Origin of the sequence: Streptomyces sp. NBC_00080 (assembly GCF_045041255.1) — a bacterium.
Classification (GTDB): Bacteria; Actinomycetota; Actinomycetes; order Streptomycetales; family Streptomycetaceae; genus Streptomyces; species Streptomyces coriariae.
In genome coordinates, this window is record NZ_CP108235.1 from 4,528,738 (window position 1) to 4,548,844 (window position 20,107).

Here is a 20,107-nt window from a genome sequence, read left to right on the forward strand (position 1 = left end):
CGCTACGACAACGTCCAGTGCAGCGCCGTGGCGTCATCCTGTGCTTTGCCGCGGGGCCAGCGCCGGCCATCGGGGTCGTCGAGCTCTGCCGCCCGGACGCGGCGGATGAGTTCAGCCGGCCCGGATGAACCGAGAACAGTCAGCGTCTCTTCCCAGGTGTCCAGGTCGAAGGAGTCGACGAGCCGTGTCGCACCGTCGCTGAGCAGCGTGGCAGACGCCAGCGACGCCACTGGAACCGTCCCCGTGAGGGCGTGATCGGCCGCTCGCGAATCAGGTCCAGCGATCCAGAAGCCGCCGGGCCGATTACGGAGCCCCGTCAGAGCGTCGCGGTAATCGGCCAAGGCGGCGGCATGCTCGGGTGAGCCGGTAGGCAATTCGTCGACCGGGCCGCGAAGTCGTTTCCCGACCTCGTCCAGGCGCTGGTCTGTGATCGCGGTTGTCTTCCCGTCCTGGTCGGCGAGGAGAAGCGTCGAATCGCCGAGCACTAGGTATTCCAGAGCTTCTGCGCCGGCCCGGACGGCGACCACCGTGCTGGTTGGACTCGCGCGATAGGACAGATCGCAGCTGTCCTCGTGCAAGGACCGAACAGCCCGGATCGAGTCGGCCAGGCAGCCGGCGAGCGGCCGGGCAGGGTGTGCGGTGATGGTGCTCAGCAGCAGGCCCCCCAGCGTTGAGGAGAACCAGGCGATGCCGTGCGTGCACCCGGTATCTGCCCCAGCGACGCCGGCCCCGTCCAGCAGTACAGCCGCCCCGGAAGCGGCGGCGGCGAAGTCCTCGTTCGCCTGTCCAGGTTCTGCGGGCAGTGAGGCGATGGCGACGTTCACGCCGTCGTCTCCTCGTCGTGCCGGTAGAGAGGGGTGAGCAGTTCTACGGACTGCGGTTCGTCCGTCTCGGGGTCGTACTCGACGCTTACGAGCGTGGAGAAGTGATGCTCTCCCACCTGGCCCCAGAGCGTGTTCAGGTCGGAGGCGAGCAGCTGGACGACTCCGAGGGAGCCCGCGGTGTGGATACCGGCGATCGCGAGTACGGAGCCGTTGCCGTCCGGGCGGGGCAGTCTGCCGAGGTATCCGACGTCGTGCGGCCGCTGCGGCTCGGTGTCCGCTCCCGCGCGGTACGCGGTGCCGGTACGTCGATCCAGCAGCGCCCACGGCTCGTCTTCGGGGTGTTCCCAGCTGAGGACGGGATCCTGCGCGTAGAGGTCGCTCATGGTCTGCGACATGCCCGGCCCACAGACGACGACCAGGCCGTCACGGTTGAGGTCGACCTCACCGCTCACCAGGACGTGGCCGGAGCTGACGTCGAGCCCGTACGACTTGGCCAGCTCTTCCAGCCGCCTGCCAGAGTTAACGTCCGCCATGGCGACGACCGGCCGCTTCTTCTCGTCGTCCCACCGCAGCGGAGTCACGACCGTGACGGCGCCCGCGCCGAGGAAAGCACCCTCGGGCGCCGGGCCCGTGTGGCGGATCTGGTGAATCCGCCCGCGGCTCAGACCGGCCTTCTCGGCGATCTGCGCGTAGGACAACCCCTGCGAGTGGAGGTCCTGAACGACACGACGGCGGAGCCGGGCGAGTTCGGTCACCTCCTGCTGCGCGTCGGCCAACCGTGTCGTGACCTCACGCAGGAGCAGGTACGGATCATCGATCGCCATGATCCGCTGCAACTCGTCCGACATGACCACACCTCCTAGAAGTAACCAGGAGTCTAGGGCCCTAGACGGAATGGGCGGGAGTCGCCTGCCCGAATGAACCCCGATCACGTAGAAGCCGGCCCGACGCCCAGGCACTCCCCGGGGGCTCACCCCCCACTGCCCGCGAGGCTGCCACCGATCACCGCGGGAAAGCCACCCATCACGAGCCGGTCCGCACCAGCTCGGCCCAGACGCAGCGGGCACCCGAAGGCCGGTCCTTCACACCCCAGTTCTTGGCGCAGGCCGAAATCAGCATCAGCCCGCGGCCGTCCTCTTCCACGTGCCTGGTGACGTTGCGAACCATGGGTTCCTCGTCGCCGCCCTGGTCGACGACCTCGATACGAACCAGGTCATCCGCGAAGTGGACGAGCACGAGGAACCATCCTCGGTACCAGCCGCTCCGCGTGTGCTTGACGGCGTTGGCCGCCAGCTCGCCGACGACCAGGACGGCGTCGTCGACCAGCTCTGCGGTCTCGTCCTCCAGCAACGCGGCGACGAAGTGACGGGCCTGGGCAACCTGCCAGGTCAGGCCGGGGAACATCCGGCACCAGCTTTTGGGCATGAGAAACACTCCTCCTCGTCTAGGGGGCTAGACGACTCAGCGAGCAGAGTATTCCTACGCGCGACCAGCAGGCCAGGCATCTTTAGGAATTATTCCTCTAACGGGTGGTGGAGTCCTCCAACTCCTGGAACTCCCGCATCACACGAACCAGGAGCTCGCGCGCCTCGCGGCCGAAGACGGCCGCCTCCTCGAAGCGCCGGAAGGTCTCCTCGTACGCGGCAACCTCGTCGGAGTCCTCGACGACTCGCTCACCGCGGAAGGCTTCCACAACGACCGCCCGCCGGTCACACAAGGTGAACCCGTGCCGGGGCATGACCGGCACCGCGCGACGCCACGGGATCACCCCAAGGCGCACGGTGCTCAGACTCTCGACAGCGAGCAGCCGGTCAAACTGGGCGAGCATGAGCGAAGGATCCCCCGGCCAGGTTCGCAACACCGCTTCGGTCAACACGAACACCGACTCACGGCCCGGCTCGTACAAGAGGCTCTGCCGCTCGACACGAGCAGCGACAGCGCGACCGACGGCTTCCGGCGTCGAGTACGGCGCACTCGCGAAGATGTGCCTGGCGTACTCGGCGCTCTGAAGCATGGCCGGCAGAACGACGCATTGAAACGACCTGACCAGCCGAGCAGACCGCACCGCGTCATCGAGGACCGACCCGAGCGGAGCCACGCCGTTGGCCTCGACTGCGTCAGGCGCAGCTTCTACGGCCACCAAGAGCTCCCGCACTTCGCGAGACGTCGACGCGTCGAGATCGAGAGCGAGCAACAGGCGTCCCAACACGTCGAGGCTGGGGACCATGCGTCCGTTCTCCACCTTGGACACGGTCGGTTGCCCCACGCCAGCACGCTGCGCCAGAACAGCACCAGTCAGACCGGCCTCCGTGCGAAGCCCTCGAAGGCGTGCCCCAAGCGCCCTCATCAGCTCTCGTCGCTCACTCCCCATACCGAGGGTTCTACACCACACGGCAGTCAGAGCCGGACCCGCCAGCGATGGCCGTCACGACCGAGCACCCAAGCCATGATTCAAAGTTTCTCTACTGGTTCAAGGCGGCTCGCTCCGCTCACCGCGCGCGGCCCGGCCCCCGGCCGGGCCTGCGCTCCTGTCTCCGCCCCGCTCCAGCCCGGCCGGCGCCCGTGCCGCGCGCACGACAATCAGACGCCTGACGCAAGAGCAGGCCACTCGTTCAAATTCCGGGCATGATCACGGCCTGCCCGAGTTGCCGGCCAGCGTATGGCCCCCTGATCACGCTCAACCCCAAACCGGGCAGGACACCGGCCAAACCCGCTCCGCTGACCTGGGTTCCCAAGTGACCGGCGGCGCTTCCAGCACGTTGCACGTGAGTGCTCCGGTTCCTCGGATCCTCCAGAAACGGAGGACTGCATAACGCTCCCCCGCCGCAGCCAGAACCATGGAACCACCTTGATCTGGCACGCCATCCCGCACGAACATACTCTGTGTGTAACGAAGTTGGGGGGAGCATGGCGTCGAGGTCCTACACCGAGCAGACGATCAAGCAGTTGTTCGGTTCCGCCGCTGGCCGCTGCGCGTTTCCGTCGTGCCGGAGGAAATTGATTCATCCCGCTACAGAGCAGAGCAGCACCACCATTATCGGCGACATCGCGCATATATTGGCCTTTTCGAATGAAGGTCCGCGTGCCAATTCCGCCATACCCGACAAGGACAGGAACACTTTCGAGAATCTACTACTATTGTGCGCTGCCTGCCATCGACTCGTCGACGGCCAACCAGACGATTACCCCGATGAGACGCTGAGAGCAATGAAGCTTGATCACCTGGATTGGGTGGACAGGAACCTTGAAAATGAGATGAGCGACATCAGATTCCCCGAACTTGAAGTCGTGTGCAGACGGATCATCTCAAGCGAGATTGCCGATTCGACGGCATTCAATTCGCTGCCCCCTCAAGACAAGATCAGCTTGAACGACCTTGGTCCCAGCAGTGCAAAGAAGATCACCATGGGGCTGATGCAGGCCCCACTCGTCGCGAACTACCTGCAGAGTATGGTCACTCACGTGGATCCAGACTTCCCACCTAGACTGATCTCGGGATTTCGGCAAGAGTACGACAAGCATCGGAGAACCGGCGCCAAGGGCGATGGCCTCTTCGTCCTGCTGGAGCATTTCGCTGCCGGTGGTTCAGCGGACTTCGAGCGCCACGCAGCCGGCCTGGCTGTACTTGCCCACCTATTCCAGGTCTGCGACATCTTTGAGACCACATCATGATCGCGCCCAATAAATACGTCAACACGAAGAACTCTATCCTGGGGCAGGCGAGTTCTATTCTGGCGTTGCGCAAAAATAGCACGACAGTATCATCCCTTTGGGATGAAGTGAGAGAAGCGAGAGAGGATATCTCTTACGAGCGATTTATCCTTTGCCTCGATTTCTTGTATACCGTCGGAATCGTCGAACTAGACAAAGGAACTCTATCATGGCGTCGCTAAAGATTAGGAAGGTGAGGGCCAACAAAGAATCGTTCCGCGAGGTGGAGTTCACGGACGGCCTCAATTTGATCGTGGCCGAGAGGAACGCGACTTCCACCGATCGCGACTCACGCAACGGCGTAGGGAAGAGCACGCTTGTTGAGATTGTGCACTTTTGCCTCGGCTCTTCGGTTACCCAGAAGAACGTTATCCACCAACTTCGCGATGACGACTGGGAATTCTCTCTTGACGTTGAGTACGGAGACCGCGCGTTCACCGTGCGCCGCTCCTTGAGTAAGCCGACCGCCGTCACTCTCACTAATCCGGCGCGCGACCTGCCCCTGATGGATGGGGCGAAAGTCTCATTGAATGGCGAAATTGAAATCACCACCAAGGCGTGGAAGGAAGTTTTGGGTCAGATCTGTTTCGGCCTCACTGAAGCGACCGCAGCAGAGAAGTACGCGCCGACATTCCGCTCACTGATCTCGTATTTTGCTCGGTCTGGTCGGGATGCCTATCTCGATCCGTTCACGACATCTCGCCAGATCCGTAGCTACCAGAAGCAGGTGTACAACGCGTTCCTGGTGGGACTTAACTGGCGACACGCGTCCGAATGGCAAGTACTTAAAGACCAAGAAAAAAGTGTGCGCACACCGTCACCGGATTCCGCTTTGCAAAAAAGGTCCACACTGGCCGCCTTGGAAAACGAACAAGTTAGACTGGTCGCCGACCAACAACGCCTGCGCAGTCAGGTGGAAGAATTTCGCATTGTTCCTGAATACTCTGCCGTTGAGGAACAAACCCGGCACCTCACGACAGAGATGCGCGAACTCGTGAACGAGTCGAATATCCTAAAGCAGAAGATCTCTCGATACGAGCAGCAAATGTCAGCAGAGTCGGCTGGAGACCTCAGTCGGGTGAAAGATATCTATAGGGAAGCTGGCCTCCTATTCCCGGACAGCGTGAGCAGGGATCTTTCTGATGTAATTCGATTCCACAATGAAGTAACGACGCATCGCAGAGATTACTTGGAGAACGAGATCGTCCGCCTCCGAACACGGGCTGGCGAGATTTCCAGCAGGCTAGATCTCCTGGATGATCAACGCTCCGAGTTGATGCGACTACTCAACGAGGGCGGCGCGGTCGAGGATCTCGGCCAGCTACAATTTCGCTTGGGCCGAACACAGGAACGTCTTGAAGAGATCGAAAAGCGAATTACTAGCCTTGAAAGTTCGGCCGCCAAGGAAGCAACAGTGGCGTCTGGGCGCCAAGCCTTGCTCAGTCGCGCACTGCTGGATCGTTCGGAGCGTCGCCCGAAGTGGTCGACCGTAACATCTCGATTTGTCGAGGTCACGCAGTATCTTTACGGACAGCCGGGCGAAATCAACTTCGGCCTGAATGAAAACGGGTTCATCTTCGAAACAAAGATGCAGCGCCGTGGCTCAAACGGAGTAGACCTTATGGGGATCTATTCTTACGACATTGCGCTCACGCAGGTCTGGCAGACAGCAGAGCACAGGGCTGGGTTCCTAATCCACGATAGTTTGCTTTTCGAAGGTGTGGATGAGCGCCAGATCGCCCTTGCTTTGAACTATGCCAAGCAAAGTAGCGAGGACCTTGGCTTCCAATATATTGCACTCATCAATAGCGATAACCTACCGCTGACAGATCTCCGCGACATCGGCCTTCACTGGCAGGATTATGTAAGGCTGCAACTGGGAGACGCGCGCCCGGAAGATGCGTTGTTGGGATTTCGGTTTAGCCAAACGCCTTCCTGATCGCATGCCTGAAAGTTGCACCTCGCGCAGATAAGCGCGGCCCTTCCATGGACGGATTACTTACAACGCAGTCAAGCAGCATACAACTACCCACAAGGGGAATTACGTTGGCCGACAGCAGGCCAAAATGGCAGCAGTATCAGCATGAAGTCGCAGCAACTCTGACTCAACTGGGTTTTACGGCAAGAGTCGAGGAGAAAGTAGTAGGCGCACGGGGTGAACACGATATCGACGTAACTGCACGGATCAAGTCGGCAGGTGTCACCCAGTTGTGGGTAGTTGAATGCAAGAGGTGGAATCGGGCCGTACCAAAAGAACGCATTCTCACGTTCTCCGCAATTGTCTCCGATGTGGGTGCGGACCGTGGCCTTGTTTTTGCCGAAAAGGGTTTTCAGGCTGGGGCGATCCGGGTCGCGAGAAATACCAATCTCACTCTAACTAGCCTTACCGACTTTCGCCAGAATGCGGAACATGAACTAGCGGCCATTAAAGTGAGGGGACTACAAGACCGCATCACTGCACTTGAGAACGAATTCCACTCCCTCTGGGACTTGACTGAAGAAGAGCGGGCCAAGCGAATCGCCCACTACGTTGGACCATCCTCAGCCTTTGGCCTGCCAGGGAATAGCGCGATTATGTCCCCCATCTTGGCGCGCTTGTCGCAAATGAAAGAGGCTCTTAATTTTGCAAGTTTTGACCGCTGGCCAGTGGCTTATTGGGCATTGGATGACGAGATCCCGATCGATGTGAAGGATTGGGCGGGCCTGCTTTTCGTAATCGAAGAGACGGTCGCCACGTGCGAGCGAATTCACGATCAAATGATGTCACCGAAAAAGAAGATTGGAGATTGGAGGGAATTGCAGTCTAAAGAACTGACCGAACTTCTGAACGCAATTCGCCAGACCGCAGGTGGGTAGCACAATATGACGCTCCATCATCAGGCTGATCAGTCCTTGGGACACCGTCACCGAAGCCGACGAAGCTATAGGACCAGAGATCACCTCAGCTTCCCATGCTGAGGACTCCGGCCGTCGTCACGGCCGGCCATGGCCGCTTGCTCTGATCGACGACAAACCCCTATAGCGTGGCTGAGGCCGGTGGGGGTACAGCGAGGCACACGCGTGCGTGGTCGTTCGGCGCGCTCGCCGTCGTGGCTGACTGTCGTCGGCTGAGGTTCGTGCCACTGCCGTGCCAGATCCAGGGGTCAGTCACGGTCAACGGCGGTGTCTCGCGGTCGAGTTCTCGGTGGCCCGGCCAGGTATCGAAGCTCCAGGTCAGCGCCCCCACTCCCCCGCCTCTCTCCTAAAGCGGGTGTCGCAGGTTCGAATCTGCCGACGGCACCAGCCAAAGGCCCCGGACCGATCATGGTCCGGGACCTTCGACATCTGGCTTATGCCTTCCTGAGCACGGGACGGCCTATGGGGAGGGCTGAGAGCGAGAACTCTCCGGTTGCCCCTGCTCAGTATGGGTCTGCTTGAGGTCCCGCCAAGCAGTCCGAGCGCGATGCGCTGAGGCGAAGACATCAGGCAATTGGTCGAGGAACCCCCGAATAGCGAACAGCAGAATCGATAGAACCCCGAAGATCGCGAGGATGCCGAGCGTCACGGCCGCGTCCAACAGTCTCAGTACCTTTCAGGTCAGGTGACCGAGCCGGGTCTCTTGCGCAGGGCATTCGTCAGCTCGGCCACGGTGAAGTGGCTCGAACCGAGAAGCCCTACGCTCGACGCAACGCTGGGTGTCTCAGTGGCCGAGGCGGGTGCGCTCGGCAAAACGTGGTGTAGCTAGTGGGTCCATAGAAAGCCGAATGCTCCTCAAGCGACTTTGCGGGCCGACATCGATTGGGCCAGGACTTGCAGGTATATGACCCTGCGTGCCCCGCCCCGGTCCCGCGCCTCCTGGAACTCCCTGCACCATCGGGGCGCAGATCACAAGAAGCGACGCAAAGGGCTTCGACTGCGCGCAGGATGTTGCACTCCAGCGCGCAGAACTGATGGTAGGTCAAGCCCAGGCAAGATCGCAGCTCGATCCAGGAACAAGTGAGCCCCGTCTCAATCCCCTTGGCTGGCATGGCAGATGGGGTGACCGTGGATTACCTATACGGCGCTGGGCGCGTTCTGCTCGTCTCCGCCGTCGACCGAACGCGTCCTTGTACCGGAAAGCTGGGCCGTCTCTGGGCCGTCCGAGGTCGCTCGATGGTGGCCAACAACGACCAATGACGACCATTTGGCCGGCCATGAGCACTGCCCTGACCAGCAAAACCCAGCTCACCAAGATCCCCGGGAAGACCCAGGGCAAGAAGACACCTAGGTTGCATCCCGCCGCGGGTCCGACAGGTTGTGCCAGTCGTGACCGCACCCATCGGCGCAATACAGCGTCCGCCTGCGGGTATCCGCGATGCTGAAGAGGGCGACGAGCAGGCGGAACGACTTGGTCAGTTCGTAGGCCGGAAGTCGATCCATTCCGAAACGCCACTTCGTGAGCATCACCGCCGGCGTGTAAGAGGGACGGATGCCGGAACGCGCGATGCTCTCCGGCACGTCCTCCTCGCAGGCGCGGGCCTGTCCGCAGAACAGCACCAGTGCATGAAGGACCTTGCGCTGGTCATCCTCCACGAGGCCCTCGAACCACTCGACACCCTCGACCACCGGCCTGAGCCCCTGCGCAAGTTCGTTCAGGATCACCTCGTGTGCGTACAACACCGACCACCTCCTCGTGACTTCAGGCCGACGGTACGCTCACCAGAGCCCCGACAATTCCCCAGGCTGTTCAGTGCGAAGGCTTGAAATCGGCGGACTGGTCGAGGTGGAACGCGGAACCCGGAGCCATCGGAGTCCACCCCTCACGCAGGGCAAGTCGAACAGCCGCAGCAACACCGGACGGCCGTACAGGCTCAGCCTCTCGACCAATCCAGTTGCTCGAATGCGACTGGTCGGTGGTAACCACGAGCGTCGCTCCCGGGGTGTTCGCATGCTCGACCACGAACGTGCACGGCAACCAGGCCAAGCCCTGGAAGTATGTCGGCCGGCCTCACAGCCGCCATCGGTAGGCCGTACCGTCAACGACGATCAGCCGTGATCCCTTGCGGACCAACGCCATGGCTCCCTTCAACAGCGAAGATGCTAGCGAGCCCGGCCCCGCCGTCCGTCTCAGTTTCCTTCTCATTCAGCACCGTTCACGGCCGCTCAGACGAGACCGGAGGCGGTAGCCGCCCAGACGACCGGCCACCCATGAACGCAGGTGAACACCCCTGCCCGCGCCCCACCGCCCCAAAACCACAGTCGGAAGGCGTGCACATCGGGGAGGTGCGCCGGATGTACTGACCGCGTGCGCGTGGGGCCCGGGTGCCGCCTGCCGTGCGCCCTCCCCTACGGCTGCAAGGCCACGCACGCTGGTTGTCGACAGGTGGAGCTGGACTACCGGGGGTTGACGGTGGGCGAGTGGAAGCAAGGGAAGTGTGGTTGGCCAACGGCGGCCGGCGGTCGGTGCCAGAACAAGACAGTGAAGGGCACATCGCGCTGCTACCTCCACCAAGGCGACTGGACGAAGCGCGGCCAAGCCGAGCTGAAGAAGAGGACGAGCAAGCGCCGCAAGAAGTGAGCTGGAGCCGCGGGGGTGAGTGTCTACTGCCCTTTTCGGGTTAGCTTCGGGTGACTCGAGGTGAGGGTCAGTCCGGTCTCGGTGAGGCAGCCGTCGATGAGTTCGGGATGGCGCTGGATGTGGGCGAGTCCTCGACGGAGGGTGCGGGTGAGGTGGTCGGCATCGGTGAACGCGGTGTTGGCCATCGGACCGCGCCGTAACAGCGACCAGATGCCTTCCACGGGATTCAAGTCCGGGCTGTAGGGCGGCAATTGGATGATCGTGAGCCATTCGTGGCCGGCGGCGTACGTGCGCATCCCGGCGGTGCGATGGGTGTTCAGATTGTCCCAGACGACAATGATCGGGGCGCCCAGTTGCAGGTGCGCGCGGACCAGGAGGTCACGGTAGTCCTGCCAGGCGAAGCTCTTGCGTGCTCCTTTGAGGAGCGTGTGGAAGCGGGGCCGGTAGATCAGCCGGGAGCGTTCACCGGGCCGGTAGCAGCACATCGCTGCGATGGAGATCCGTCGCCGGGACCGTCCCCGCACTCTGACCACGGGAGTCTGTCCGCGCCGGCCCCAGGTGCGGGCTCGTGGCGGCGTCATCGCGAACCCGGCCTCGTCCTCGAAGACGATGTAGGCCCCGAGCGCCGCCGCGGTCCTTCCACCTGCGGCCACACGTCCTTCTTCCAGAGCTCGACCGCATGGTCGTCGCGTTCCAGCGCGCGACGGGCCGGGCTCTGCCAGGACCAGCCGTGGCGGTGCAGGAGCCGCCACACTCCCGCGATGGAGCAGCTGATCTGGAACTGGCGGCCGATCACCGTTCGCACACGTTCCAGGGTCCACCGCTGATCTTCCCAGCCATGTGCAGCCGGACCCTTGGCCAGCTCTTCCTCCAGCCTGGCAAATCGTTCGTCCGACAGCTTCGGTAACTTCGCCGGACCCTTCGATTTCAGACCCGCCATGCCGCCTTCACGCCAGTCATGGCGCCAGCGCTCCACCGAACGCTCGCTCACCCGCAGGTCCTTGGCGATGTCCGACGTTCTGTCATCACGTGCGAACCTCTCTCCGGCCTCCAGCCGGAGCACCTCGCGCACAGCCCGACGCTCAGCAGTCAGGCCCCCACCCTCCGCATACCGCATAACACCGGCATACCGCAGCGATCACCCATCGTCACCACCCGAAGCCAAACCGAAAAGGTCAGTAACTGCGTGACAACGCCGACGAACAACGGCGGACGAGCGCGAACGTCTGCAGACCGTCAGCGCAGGTAAGAGGCACACCAGCCCAAGGCGGCACCCCCACCCAAGTTGCTTCGGGACGAAGAAGTCCTTGCCCAATGCTTCGTCACCACGGTTCCGCCGTTGCCGCATGCTCTGACGGACGTCACCAGGCAGCGTGGCTGAGGCCAGTGGGGGTACAGCGAGGCACACGCCCGCCTGATCCATTGACGAACCCGCGATCGTGGCTGACTGTCGTCGGCTGAGGTACGAGCACCAACAATGCCCCGCATCCGGTCAGTTCGAAGGCGTGAAGCCGGCGGACTGATCGAGGTGGAACGCGGAGCCCGGAGCCGTCGGAGTCCAACCCTCCCGCAGGGCACGTCGAACAGCCGCGGCAACACCGGACGGCAGTAAAGGCTCAGCCTCACGACCGAACCAGTTGCTCAAATGCGGCTGGTCGGTGGTGACCACGAGCGTCACGCCCGGGGTGTCCGCATGCTCGACCGCGAACGTGCACGGCGACCAAGTCAGCCCCTGGAAGTACGTCGGCCTGCCTCGCAGCCGCCAGCGGTAGACCGTGCCGTCGACAAAGATCCGTCGTGAACCCTTGCGGACCAGCGCCATGACTCCCCCTTCAACAGCGTCGATGCTAGCGAGTCCGGCCCTGCTCTCCGCCTCAGTTTCCGTCTCATTCAGCGCCGTTCACGGCCGTTCAGACGAGACCCGGAGCCGCCCCCGCCCCGATGGCTGGCCGCCCATGAACGCAGGTGAACACCCCTGCACCCGGCCCAAGACCCCACCACAGTTGGAAAGCGTGTTGAGATCGGACTTGGGTTGGGCGTCCGAGGACGGCAAGGCGTGATGAGCTTGGGGTGTGGAGACCATCATCGCCAGCGGTATAGCCGTCCTGGGGACGCTGTTTGGTTCGGGGATCACCCTGGCTTTCCAGCAGCGAACCGCCGACAGGAGCCACCAGTTCACCCGCCGCGAGAAGCTCCGGCAGGAACGGCTCGATGCCTACTCTGTCTACGCCGGTGCGTTGGTCAACTACCGCCGCTGCCTGGTTCACCTCTGGTTCTGCGAGAACGAACAGCCACCACCGGAGGACCCCGACGCTGTGCGGATCCGCGCCTACGATCTACGTTCCAACGCCCAAGAGGCGCTGTTCCGGGTACAGATGCTCACCGATGACGAGACGCTGAGCCGGGCCGCGGAGGACGTGCTGGCAGACGTTACGGTGCTGTCCAAGACAGACAGCAGAACCGAACTCGACGACGCCAGGGCACGGACCCGTGACGACATCAGCCGACTCGTCAGAGAAGCCAAGCAACACCTCTGATGCGCTTGCAGACGCGCCGACTCGTGTAGCTCCATGTCGACGGTGGCTGCACCACAACCGCACCAGAACGAGCGGGGAACAGCGGGGAATCACGGTGAAAGCAGCTGAGCCTGCAGAAGCCTCGAACCGGCCGTTCGAGCAGGTCAGCGCCCACACCAGGCCCTCGATGTCCGCAGCTTCCCAAGCTGAGAGCGCGAGTTCGATTCTCGTCACCCGCTCCAGATTGAAACCCCAGGCCGACGGTCTGGGGTTTGTTCGTTGTCTGGACCCAGCGGCGCGCCAGTTGCCGTTCGCCGGCCGCACCGGCCCGGTAGGGCAGTCCGGTCCGTACCGGGGCCATGGCCGGTTCGTCGCTGGTGGTGTCCAGGTAGACCGCCTCCAGGACAACGATCTTGCGCGACTCGGTGTCGACGACGTCGCGGTTGCGCCATTCCCGGACGTCGGCTGCGTGGATCATGGCCTCTCCCTACCTGGACCGCTCATCGGCCGGGGGTGAGTCGCACCGTCGGTCTTCGGCGTGAAGCCGCCGCAGGGCACGCCGCAGCGCCCGCTGCATCCGCTCCGAGAGCGGCTTGCCCTCCCAGGCGGCGACCACGGCCGCGGCCACCGCCGGAAGTTTGGTGTTGCACTGCCGAGAGATGTCGACCAGGAGCTCCCTGGCCGTCTCCCGGGTGCAGGGGGTCAGGACCATCATCATGCCGCGGGCCTGGTCGATGACCGCGCGACCGGCCAGCGCCCGCCGCAGCTGATCGTTCTCGGCGCGCAGGGCGACGAGATCCTCTCCCGCGGACGCGTTCCCCCACGTGGCCTCGGCCCGCAGTTTCCAATAGTCCTCACGGAGCAGGGTGGTGCGATGCATGGCATGTACCTCTCAACGAGTTCGACGTGTCCGGCCCGGCCGAAGCCGTCCGGAACACATGACTGCCAGGTCGCTCCACGAGTCACCTGCGGTGTTCGTGGTCCCGACGGTCCTCGCGGCTCCAGCGCACCCGGTTCTGGCGGCTGTAGCGGCGGTCCCAGCGGTCCTGACGATCCCGGCGCTCCCGGTAGTCCCGGTAGTCCTCGCGGTCGGAACCGCCGCTGCGGCTCCGGCCTCCGCCACGGTCGCGTGCGTGCCGGGTCGCGCCGTAGACCAGCACCGCTGCGGCCACCCACCAGATCGGGTGGAGGAAGCCGAGGCCGAACAGGGCGGCGATGAGGATGAGGAGCAGGACGAACACAGGGGGCCTCCCCGGGAGTTGGACTCTGCATCGATACCGGGGACTGGGGCCTCACACCAGAGCGTAGTCCCGTTCGACGGTGGTGGATACCGTGCGAGGTCAGCCGCGGGCTGCCTCTTGATCGGATCGGCGCGGTACTCGCCGTCCGGGCGGCCATGCGGCGCTTCCCGCGGCAGCTGGACACCGCCGCCATGAGCCGCCGTACGAAGCAGGTCGTCACCGCTCTGGGCGTGGGTGGAGGCGTGGCGCGTGGCGTGGTGTTCGCCGCGGCCGGGGTCTCCGGGGTGGTCAGGCCACCAGCCCGGGGAGGGGTTCGGAGCCGTCGATGAAGGCGCGGGCCACATCGGACAGTCGCCGGTTGTGCGCACGGGCGTAGCCGCGCAGCGCAGTGAACGCCCGTTCCATGTCGATGCTCTGGCGTTCGGCGAGTTTCCCCTTGGCCTGTTCGATCAGTACGCGGCTGTTCAGCGCGGTCTGCAGCTGTTCGTTGAGCACGGTGCTGCGGTGGGTGGAGCGTTGCTGTAGGAGGCTGATGGTGGCGACGTCGGCCAGGGCCTGGGCGATGAGTGTGGCGGGCGGGTCGAAGGGGCCGGGGGCGGCGCGGAAGAGGTTCAGCGCACCGACGGTCTCGTCCCGCAGCCGCATGGGCAGGGCCTGGACAGCGCCGAAGCCGCTGCGGTGGGCCGCCGTTGCGAAATGCGGCCAGCGGTCGACCTCCCGGGTCAGATCGGGGACGATCACCGGTGCGCCGGTACCGAAGCACTCCAGGCAGGGGCCCTCGTCGTTCTGGAGCTGGAAGAGCTCCAGCAGGCGCACCTGTTCGTCGGAGGCGGCCATCACGCGCAGTTTGCCGTCCCGGTCGGCGAGCAGCACCCCGGCGGCGCTCGCATCGAGCATGCTCACGCAGCGGTCGGTGAGCAGGCGCAGGAAATCGATGAGGTCGAAGTCGGCGACCAGGTTGTCCGCCAGCTCGACGAAGGTCTTGGCCAGGAGCTGCTGATTCATCGTGACACCCTCGATTGAGACTGGTCCCGCCGGGAGGGGGCGGGAAGTGCAGGACGTTCGTCGGCCCGAGCCGATGGGTCAGTTGCCGTTGTCGCTCCGTTTCGGTTCGCTGTCCGGGGAGAATCGGAGCCGGTGGGCCACCACGTCGGCGGCCACGTCGGCGAGCCGGCGCCCTTGCGTATAGGCGTAGGCGCGCAGCCGGACGAAGGCTTCGTCGATGCCGACTTCGAGCTGGACGGTGAGGATGCCGGTGGCCTGGTCGATCTCCGCCCGGTATCCGCCCAGGTCCTCGAAGCCGTGGTCCGGTGACGGTGCGCCGGCCTGCGCGCCCGTCTCGTCGATCCGCGCGTCGAGCAGGAGCAGCGTGGCGAGATCGGCGAACGCCAGCGCGTCGGCCAGCTCCTCCGCGTCCAGCACGGTCGGCACGTCGGCGTACAGGTCGAGGACTCCCGGGCTGATCGCCCCGATCTGCAGGGGGAGTGCGAAGACGGCGCGTGCCCCGGCTTCCAAGGCCACGTCGGCGAACACCGGCCAGCGGTCCTGCAGCCCGCCGGTCAGCAGATCGGGGGACAGGACGGCCGAGCCGTGGGTGAAGGCGTCCACGCAGGGGCCCTCACCCAGGGTGAGCTGGAGCTCCTCCAACTGCTGGCTGATGTCGTCGGTGCTGCACAGCGGATGGCTCGCGGCGGTCCGGGACATCGCCGACACCCCGGCTCCGCCGACCGGCAATGCGGCCACGGCCGCGGTGCACACGTCCACCACACCGACCGGCGCGCCGCGTCGGGCCGCCTGCTCGGCGACCAGCACCTGGATGAGGGCCGACCGGCTGTCGGCCCTCATCCGGGCCACCGCGTCCATTCATCGTCGGCCAGGCCCTCCAGCCGCGCCGTGGTGCGTTCTCCGAGGGGGAATACCAGCGCACGGAACACTGTCGGGCCCGCGTGCCGCCACACCTCTCCCATGTCCAGCCATCCCCAGGAGCGGAGGGACGCGAGGGTCGGGTGATCGTCCGGATCCACCAAGGCGGCGCCGAGGGATGCCCGGTGGCCGCTCAGCAGCCGCTCTTGCAACCGGCGGGCCACGTCCTGGTTCTGTGGGTGTGGCTGGACCAGAATGCCGGTGATCGCGAAGACGCCGCCGGAGGCGGTGAGTTGCTCGATGCTCCGCGGCTGTGCTCCGTGGAACCCGAGCCACCAGATGCCGTCACCGGCCACCGGGAAGCCGAAAGCGCATCCCACCAGGTGGTCCGTCTCCGCGATCACCATGGCGAACCCCGGCCGCCGGATGTCGCCGGTGAGACGGTTCAGGAAGTCCTGACGGCTGCGGCTGCGGTACGCCTCGGCGGCGGACGTCTCTCGGGAGTCGACGTACAGATCCGCCAGCTCTCCGGCCAAGTCCTGCGCCAGCCAGCGGTTCACGCGGCGCAACCGCACCGCGTCCGTGGTGGACGACTCGCCTGCATGCGACTCGTGCGGCTGCCCCTGCCTGGGCCGGGCCTTCACCGCACATCGCCCGAGAGGACAGCCACCAGCGGAACACTCCGGTCCGGCAGGGCTGGAGCGACCGGGTCAGGGACGTCCCCGAGAGACGGTGGCAGATGCCCGAGCGGAAGGCCGACCACCAGGAACCCGCAGCCGGTGAGCTCGAGGATCCGCGCCAGTGACGGTGGCGGGTTGTGCAGTCGTAGGATCCCGCCGGCCTCCCTGGTCCGCTGCGCGGCGTAGAGGAAGGCATTGAGGCCGCTGCAGTCGCAGAAGGCCACAGGGGTGAGGTCGACATCGACGATGCGGATGCCGTCGCTCAGGCATCGCGCCAGTGCTGTGCACACCAGCGGTGCCGATTCCAGGTCGATCTCACCGGCGAGGGTGATCAGTGCCCGTTTCCGCCGGTCATGACGATTGATGGTGAGCCGTGGGAGGGGCATGACGCCTCGGTTCCAAAGACCATCCGGCAGCGAGACGGGGACGCCGGGAGTCCCGGCTCCTCGTGGCGCGCTGCCGGCGGGGGCGTACGTGCGGCGGAGGCGGAACGACGGCCGGTCCGAGTGCCTGCGCAACAGGACATGGGGCCCGCCCGGTTCTCTCCAGGGATGCGTCGGGTGACGGACGACAGGTCCGCTCCACGCAGCCATCTGTGTCGCGAAACGACAAGCCGCCGGGGTCTGGGACGCTTGTACGGCATGCTAATCCTGTCCCAGTGCGACGGAGGGTCCGAAACCTCCTCATCTCAGGATGTGGACAATGTCGAAGTGTGACGGCGCACTCATATCCGTTGCCCTGCACGGCACTTGGCCCAAGGACGGGAAGACCGCTGCTCGCGTCGGACCGAGGTCCGGATCTGTCGCAAAGGCCGCGACAGGAGGATGTCGCGGCGGCCTCGGCCGTCGGCGTCGCCGGTGCACTGCAGTCGGTCTTCGCAGACCCGGCAGGCAGGTCGGGGAAGGAGACGCCCAGGCGGTCTCCAGGGCCGGCCTACCGTTACTGCAGTGCGTGGACCGCTGCTGAGAACACCGGGGGCATCCGGGATGCTGCGGGGACGATGAGGCGGGCGGTGCCGGGACGGCGGCTCGCGGCCAGCAGGGCTCCGGTCAGCAGTCGGTGGCGGCGGGTCAGCCGGGTCCAGGTGTGTTCGTACGCGTCCGCCCGTCCGGCGGCAAGGCAGCGGACGGCGGCCCCGGCCGTCGCCAGTGCGAGGGCGATGCCCTCGCCGGTGAGGGCGTCCAGATAGCCGGCGGCGTCGCCGACGAGCAGGACACGGCCGGCGACTCTGTGCCGCACCCGCTGTCGCAGTGGTCCGGCGCCGCGTACCTCCGTCGTGGCCGGGCCGCGCAGCGAGGCGGTGAGGGCAGGGAAGTCGGCCAGGTGCTCGTCGTACCCGCGACGGTTGCGGCTGAGGACCGCGACGCCCACCAGGTCGTCGCCGACCGGTGTCACATAGGCTTCGCCGTGCCGGGACCAGTGGACCTCCACGAAGTCCGTCCACGGTTCGACGCGGTAGTGCCTGCGCAGCCCGTAGCGGCCGTGGGGGCGGCCCGGCAGTTCCAGCCCCAGTCCGCGGCGCACCGGGGAGTGCAGGCCGTCGGCGGCGATCAGCCAACGGGCTGTGGTTCCGGCGGCGGTGACCGTGTCCGCGTTCTGTCGCACCTCGCCGACCTTGCCCGGCACGATCCGCACGCCGAGGCCGAGAGCGCGCTGGTGCAGTGCGGAGTGCAGCGTCGTACGGCGGATCCCCAGCCCGCTGTGGCCGCGGAAGGACGCTTCGGCGCGGACGGCACCGTCCACGTAGCGGATGCCGCGCAGTTCGCGGCCACTGGCCTCGACGCCCAGTGCCCGCAGCGCGGCTACACCGCCGGGCATGACTCCTTCTCCGCATGCCTTGTCCACCGGTGAGGTCCGGGGTTCGACGACGACCGTCTCCAGGCCGGCGAGCGCGGCATGGATGGCGGCGGCCAGTCCCGCGGGTCCGCCGCCGGCCACCAGGACGTCGATCACGCCGGCGCGGTCGTGGTCGGCGTGATCGCGGCGGCCAGCGCCCGGTTCTCGCAGCGGACGCGAACGGTGAGCAAGGCGGCGTTGAGTACCGTGAACACGGTCGCGGTGATCCAGGCGGTGTGCACCAGGGGCAGGGCCAGGCCCTCGGCGACGACGGCCACGTAGTTCGGGTGCCGCAGCCACCGCCACCGGTAGGGGCCGCCGGTCACCAGCGGCAGGCCGGGTACGACGATCACCCGGGTGTTCCAACGGGGTCCCAGGGTGTGGATGCACCACCACCGCAGCGCCTGGGCGCCCGCGAGCACGGCCAGCATCGGCCAGGCCAGGGCGGGTACGAAGGGCCGGTCGGCCAGCCAGACCTCGGCCGGGCAGGCGACCAGCAGGCCGGTGTGGAGGGCGACCATGGCCGGGTAGTGGCCCTGTCCGGTCTCGGTCGCGCCGCGGGCGGTGCTCCACCGTTCGTTGCGGCGGGCGACGACGAGTTCGGCGACGCGCTCGGCGGCGACGGCGGCCACCAGCAGTCCGTACCAGATCATGTGTCCTTCGTCCTGTGCCCTTCGTGATTCCTCGTCGGTTCGAACTACCAGTGCAGTAGAACGAGTTCGCTGGCGAAGCCGGGCCCCATGGCCAGCAGTACACCCGGGGTGCCCGGCGGTGGACGGCGTTGGGCCAGGGTGTCGCGCAGTACGTGGAGCACCGATGACGAGGACAGGTTGCCGACATCGGCCAGGTGACGCCAGGTCACATCGAGTGCGTCGTCGGGCAGGCCGAGGGCGTCGGTGACGGCCTCAAGGACCTTGGGGCCGCCGGGGTGGCACACCCAGGCGGTCACGTCCTTCGGCTTGATCCCGTGGTCGCCGAGGAACCCCTCGACGTCATCGGCGAGGTAACGGCGTACGACATCGGGGACCTGCGGGTCGAGGACGACCTGGAAGCCTGAGTCCTTGATGTCCCAGCCCATGACGCGGCCGGTGTCCGGGTACAGGTGGCTGCGGGTGTCCACGATCGTCGGGCCGGCGGTCTCGTCCGGGCGGTCCGGGCGGTTCGCCCCGCAGGCAACGACCGCGGCGGCGCCGTCGCCGAAGAGTCCGGTGGCGACCATGTTGGCCATGGAGGCGTCGTTGCGCTGGAAGGTGAGCGAGCACAGTTCGACGGACAGCAGTACCGCCACGTGGTCGGGCCGGCCCAGCAGGTAGTCGTGCATACGGGCCAGGCCGGCTGCGCCGCCGGCACAGCCCAGGCCGAACAGAGGCAGCCGTTTGACATCCGGCCGCAGTCCGAGGCGGCCGACCAGCCGTGCGTCGATCGAGGGGGTGGCGATGCCGGTGACGGAGGTGAAGATCAGCAGGTCCACGTCGGCCGCGGACAGACCCGCCATGTCCAGTGCGTCTTGGACGGCCTTGGCGCCCAGGTCGGTGGCAGCGGCGATGAAGACGTCGTTGGCGGCGCCGAAACCGTCCAGTTCCCCATACCGTTCGAGCGGCAGCGTCATGTGACGCGCGCCGACCTTCGCGCTGAGGTGCAGCCGGTCCAGAACCCTGCGGTCGGTTCCCTCCGGCAGGCAGGTGCGGGCGACCATGTCGGTGATCTCGGACTGGGTACGACGGTGCGGTGCCAGGGCACCGTGAACGGCTGCGATCCGCGTCATATGGTTCCCGTCCGGTTCCCAACTCGGGTGAGTTGCTCCCCACATGTTCCCCGGACCGGGACTTCGACACCATGAATGGCCCGTCCGGCCGTTCCTCCCGAGGGGGCGTGTGCTCCAGCCGGGTGGGGCTCGGGC

At 65.5% G+C, this 20,107-nt stretch carries 22 protein-coding genes and 2 pseudogenes; 5 read left to right on the top strand and 19 right to left on the bottom strand.

The features are described from left to right. Positions 1-2: 2 nt before the first annotated feature. From OHU34_RS20185 to OHU34_RS20200, 4 genes are all read right to left on the bottom strand, one after another. Positions 3-824, bottom strand: a complete 822-nt coding sequence (locus tag OHU34_RS20185; protein WP_405767653.1) for an integrase — start codon at positions 822-824, stop codon at positions 3-5. Continuing rightward, a complete protein-coding gene (locus OHU34_RS20190) occupies positions 821-1,672 on the bottom strand; it encodes a sigma factor-like helix-turn-helix DNA-binding protein (protein WP_405767656.1) in 852 nt (283 codons plus the stop codon). Before OHU34_RS20190 ends, OHU34_RS20185 begins: the two co-directional genes overlap by 4 nt. A gap of 175 nt (positions 1,673-1,847) precedes the next feature. After that, entirely contained in the window at positions 1,848-2,249 is a 402-nt protein-coding gene (locus OHU34_RS20195) for an ATP-binding protein (RefSeq protein ID WP_405767658.1), read from the bottom strand. Between the two features lie 97 nt (positions 2,250-2,346). Next, positions 2,347-3,195 carry a helix-turn-helix domain-containing protein gene (locus OHU34_RS20200; RefSeq protein ID WP_405767660.1) on the bottom strand — a complete coding sequence of 283 codons (849 nt, stop codon included), beginning with the start codon at positions 3,193-3,195 and terminating at the stop codon, positions 2,347-2,349. A gap of 536 nt (positions 3,196-3,731) precedes the next feature. Between OHU34_RS20200 and OHU34_RS20205 the strand changes: the two genes are divergently transcribed. The 4 genes from OHU34_RS20205 (at position 3,732) to OHU34_RS20220 (ending at position 7,391) form a co-directional block, all read left to right on the top strand. Then, the gene (locus OHU34_RS20205) at positions 3,732-4,496 is read left to right on the top strand and encodes a hypothetical protein (protein ID WP_139058351.1); all 765 of its coding nucleotides are present in this window, start codon (positions 3,732-3,734) and stop codon (positions 4,494-4,496) included. Next, positions 4,493-4,717 (top strand): ABC-three component system middle component 6, encoded by a 225-nt coding sequence (locus OHU34_RS20210; RefSeq protein ID WP_405767663.1) that lies wholly within the window; start codon positions 4,493-4,495, stop codon positions 4,715-4,717. The genes OHU34_RS20205 and OHU34_RS20210 overlap by 4 nt, the downstream gene beginning before the upstream one ends. Next, complete coding sequence (locus OHU34_RS20215) at positions 4,705-6,474, top strand: DUF2326 domain-containing protein (protein ID WP_405767665.1); 1,770 nt, start codon at positions 4,705-4,707, stop codon at positions 6,472-6,474. Before OHU34_RS20210 ends, OHU34_RS20215 begins: the two co-directional genes overlap by 13 nt. A gap of 107 nt (positions 6,475-6,581) precedes the next feature. Further along, positions 6,582-7,391 (top strand): restriction endonuclease, encoded by an 810-nt coding sequence (locus OHU34_RS20220; protein ID WP_405767667.1) that lies wholly within the window; start codon positions 6,582-6,584, stop codon positions 7,389-7,391. Between the two features lie 1,386 nt (positions 7,392-8,777). Here the strand turns inward: OHU34_RS20220 and OHU34_RS20225 are convergent. The 5 genes and pseudogenes from OHU34_RS20225 to OHU34_RS20245 form a co-directional block, all read right to left on the bottom strand. Then, positions 8,778-9,155, bottom strand: coding sequence for a DUF5958 family protein (locus OHU34_RS20225; protein WP_405767669.1), 378 nt, complete (start codon positions 9,153-9,155; stop codon positions 8,778-8,780). A gap of 85 nt (positions 9,156-9,240) precedes the next feature. After that, a pseudogene (locus OHU34_RS20230) lies at positions 9,241-9,570 on the bottom strand (hypothetical protein). Between the two features lie 524 nt (positions 9,571-10,094). Further along, complete coding sequence (locus OHU34_RS20235) at positions 10,095-10,652, bottom strand: transposase (RefSeq protein ID WP_405772308.1); 558 nt, start codon at positions 10,650-10,652, stop codon at positions 10,095-10,097. Further along, positions 10,649-11,188 carry a winged helix-turn-helix domain-containing protein gene (locus OHU34_RS20240; protein ID WP_405767672.1) on the bottom strand — a complete coding sequence of 180 codons (540 nt, stop codon included), beginning with the start codon at positions 11,186-11,188 and terminating at the stop codon, positions 10,649-10,651. The genes OHU34_RS20235 and OHU34_RS20240 overlap by 4 nt, the downstream gene beginning before the upstream one ends. Positions 11,189-11,563: 375 nt before the next feature. After that, on the bottom strand, positions 11,564-11,893 hold the full coding sequence (locus OHU34_RS20245) for a hypothetical protein (RefSeq protein ID WP_405767675.1): 330 nt from the start codon (positions 11,891-11,893) through the stop codon (positions 11,564-11,566). 250 nt (positions 11,894-12,143) lie between these two features. Between OHU34_RS20245 and OHU34_RS20250 the strand changes: the two genes are divergently transcribed. Then, complete coding sequence (locus tag OHU34_RS20250; protein WP_405767677.1) at positions 12,144-12,608, top strand: hypothetical protein; 465 nt, start codon at positions 12,144-12,146, stop codon at positions 12,606-12,608. A gap of 307 nt (positions 12,609-12,915) precedes the next feature. Here the strand turns inward: OHU34_RS20250 and OHU34_RS20255 are convergent. The 10 genes and pseudogenes from OHU34_RS20255 to OHU34_RS20300 form a co-directional block, all read right to left on the bottom strand. Further along, positions 12,916-13,065: pseudogene (locus tag OHU34_RS20255) on the bottom strand (PRC-barrel domain containing protein); the annotation flags it as partial. 9 nt (positions 13,066-13,074) lie between these two features. Next, entirely contained in the window at positions 13,075-13,467 is a 393-nt protein-coding gene (locus OHU34_RS20260) for an ANTAR domain-containing protein (protein WP_230195140.1), read from the bottom strand. A gap of 82 nt (positions 13,468-13,549) precedes the next feature. Beyond that, positions 13,550-13,828, bottom strand: a complete 279-nt coding sequence (locus OHU34_RS20265) for a hypothetical protein (RefSeq protein WP_142265334.1) — start codon at positions 13,826-13,828, stop codon at positions 13,550-13,552. 288 nt (positions 13,829-14,116) lie between these two features. After that, positions 14,117-14,833 carry a GAF and ANTAR domain-containing protein gene (locus OHU34_RS20270; RefSeq protein ID WP_142265333.1) on the bottom strand — a complete coding sequence of 239 codons (717 nt, stop codon included), beginning with the start codon at positions 14,831-14,833 and terminating at the stop codon, positions 14,117-14,119. A gap of 78 nt (positions 14,834-14,911) precedes the next feature. Continuing rightward, positions 14,912-15,673: an ANTAR domain-containing protein gene (locus OHU34_RS20275; RefSeq protein ID WP_142265332.1), complete on the bottom strand. Its 762-nt coding sequence runs from the start codon at positions 15,671-15,673 to the stop codon at positions 14,912-14,914. After that, complete coding sequence (locus tag OHU34_RS20280) at positions 15,670-16,251, bottom strand: hypothetical protein (protein WP_230195141.1); 582 nt, start codon at positions 16,249-16,251, stop codon at positions 15,670-15,672. Before OHU34_RS20280 ends, OHU34_RS20275 begins: the two co-directional genes overlap by 4 nt. A gap of 80 nt (positions 16,252-16,331) precedes the next feature. Beyond that, positions 16,332-16,757 (bottom strand): STAS domain-containing protein, encoded by a 426-nt coding sequence (locus tag OHU34_RS20285; protein WP_142265330.1) that lies wholly within the window; start codon positions 16,755-16,757, stop codon positions 16,332-16,334. A 553-nt stretch (positions 16,758-17,310) separates the two neighbouring features. After that, positions 17,311-18,324 (bottom strand): NAD(P)/FAD-dependent oxidoreductase, encoded by a 1,014-nt coding sequence (locus OHU34_RS20290; protein WP_142265329.1) that lies wholly within the window; start codon positions 18,322-18,324, stop codon positions 17,311-17,313. Then, positions 18,321-18,860: an isoprenylcysteine carboxyl methyltransferase family protein gene (locus OHU34_RS20295; RefSeq protein ID WP_142265328.1), complete on the bottom strand. Its 540-nt coding sequence runs from the start codon at positions 18,858-18,860 to the stop codon at positions 18,321-18,323. Before OHU34_RS20295 ends, OHU34_RS20290 begins: the two co-directional genes overlap by 4 nt. A gap of 44 nt (positions 18,861-18,904) precedes the next feature. After that, on the bottom strand, positions 18,905-19,972 hold the full coding sequence (locus OHU34_RS20300; RefSeq protein WP_142265327.1) for a type III polyketide synthase: 1,068 nt from the start codon (positions 19,970-19,972) through the stop codon (positions 18,905-18,907). Between the last annotated feature and the right edge of the window lie 135 nt (positions 19,973-20,107).

Coding starts and splice junctions, on each gene's coding strand:
- OHU34_RS20190 (WP_405767656.1), bottom strand. CDS start 1,672: ATGTCGGACGAGTTGCAGCGGATCATGGCGATCGATGATCCGTACCTG.
- OHU34_RS20195 (WP_405767658.1), bottom strand. CDS start 2,249: ATGCCCAAAAGCTGGTGCCGGATGTTCCCCGGCCTGACCTGGCAGGTT.
- OHU34_RS20200 (WP_405767660.1), bottom strand. CDS start 3,195: ATGGGGAGTGAGCGACGAGAGCTGATGAGGGCGCTTGGGGCACGCCTT.
- OHU34_RS20205 (WP_139058351.1), top strand. CDS start 3,732: ATGGCGTCGAGGTCCTACACCGAGCAGACGATCAAGCAGTTGTTCGGT.
- OHU34_RS20210 (WP_405767663.1), top strand. CDS start 4,493: ATGATCGCGCCCAATAAATACGTCAACACGAAGAACTCTATCCTGGGG.
- OHU34_RS20215 (WP_405767665.1), top strand. CDS start 4,705: ATGGCGTCGCTAAAGATTAGGAAGGTGAGGGCCAACAAAGAATCGTTC.
- OHU34_RS20235 (WP_405772308.1), bottom strand. CDS start 10,652: ATGACGCCGCCACGAGCCCGCACCTGGGGCCGGCGCGGACAGACTCCC.
- OHU34_RS20240 (WP_405767672.1), bottom strand. CDS start 11,188: ATGCGGTATGCGGAGGGTGGGGGCCTGACTGCTGAGCGTCGGGCTGTG.
- OHU34_RS20245 (WP_405767675.1), bottom strand. CDS start 11,893: ATGGCGCTGGTCCGCAAGGGTTCACGACGGATCTTTGTCGACGGCACG.
- OHU34_RS20260 (WP_230195140.1), bottom strand. CDS start 13,467: ATGCATCGCACCACCCTGCTCCGTGAGGACTATTGGAAACTGCGGGCC.
- OHU34_RS20270 (WP_142265333.1), bottom strand. CDS start 14,833: ATGAATCAGCAGCTCCTGGCCAAGACCTTCGTCGAGCTGGCGGACAAC.
- OHU34_RS20275 (WP_142265332.1), bottom strand. CDS start 15,673: ATGAGGGCCGACAGCCGGTCGGCCCTCATCCAGGTGCTGGTCGCCGAG.
- OHU34_RS20285 (WP_142265330.1), bottom strand. CDS start 16,757: ATGCCCCTCCCACGGCTCACCATCAATCGTCATGACCGGCGGAAACGG.
- OHU34_RS20295 (WP_142265328.1), bottom strand. CDS start 18,860: ATGATCTGGTACGGACTGCTGGTGGCCGCCGTCGCCGCCGAGCGCGTC.
- OHU34_RS20300 (WP_142265327.1), bottom strand. CDS start 19,972: ATGACGCGGATCGCAGCCGTTCACGGTGCCCTGGCACCGCACCGTCGT.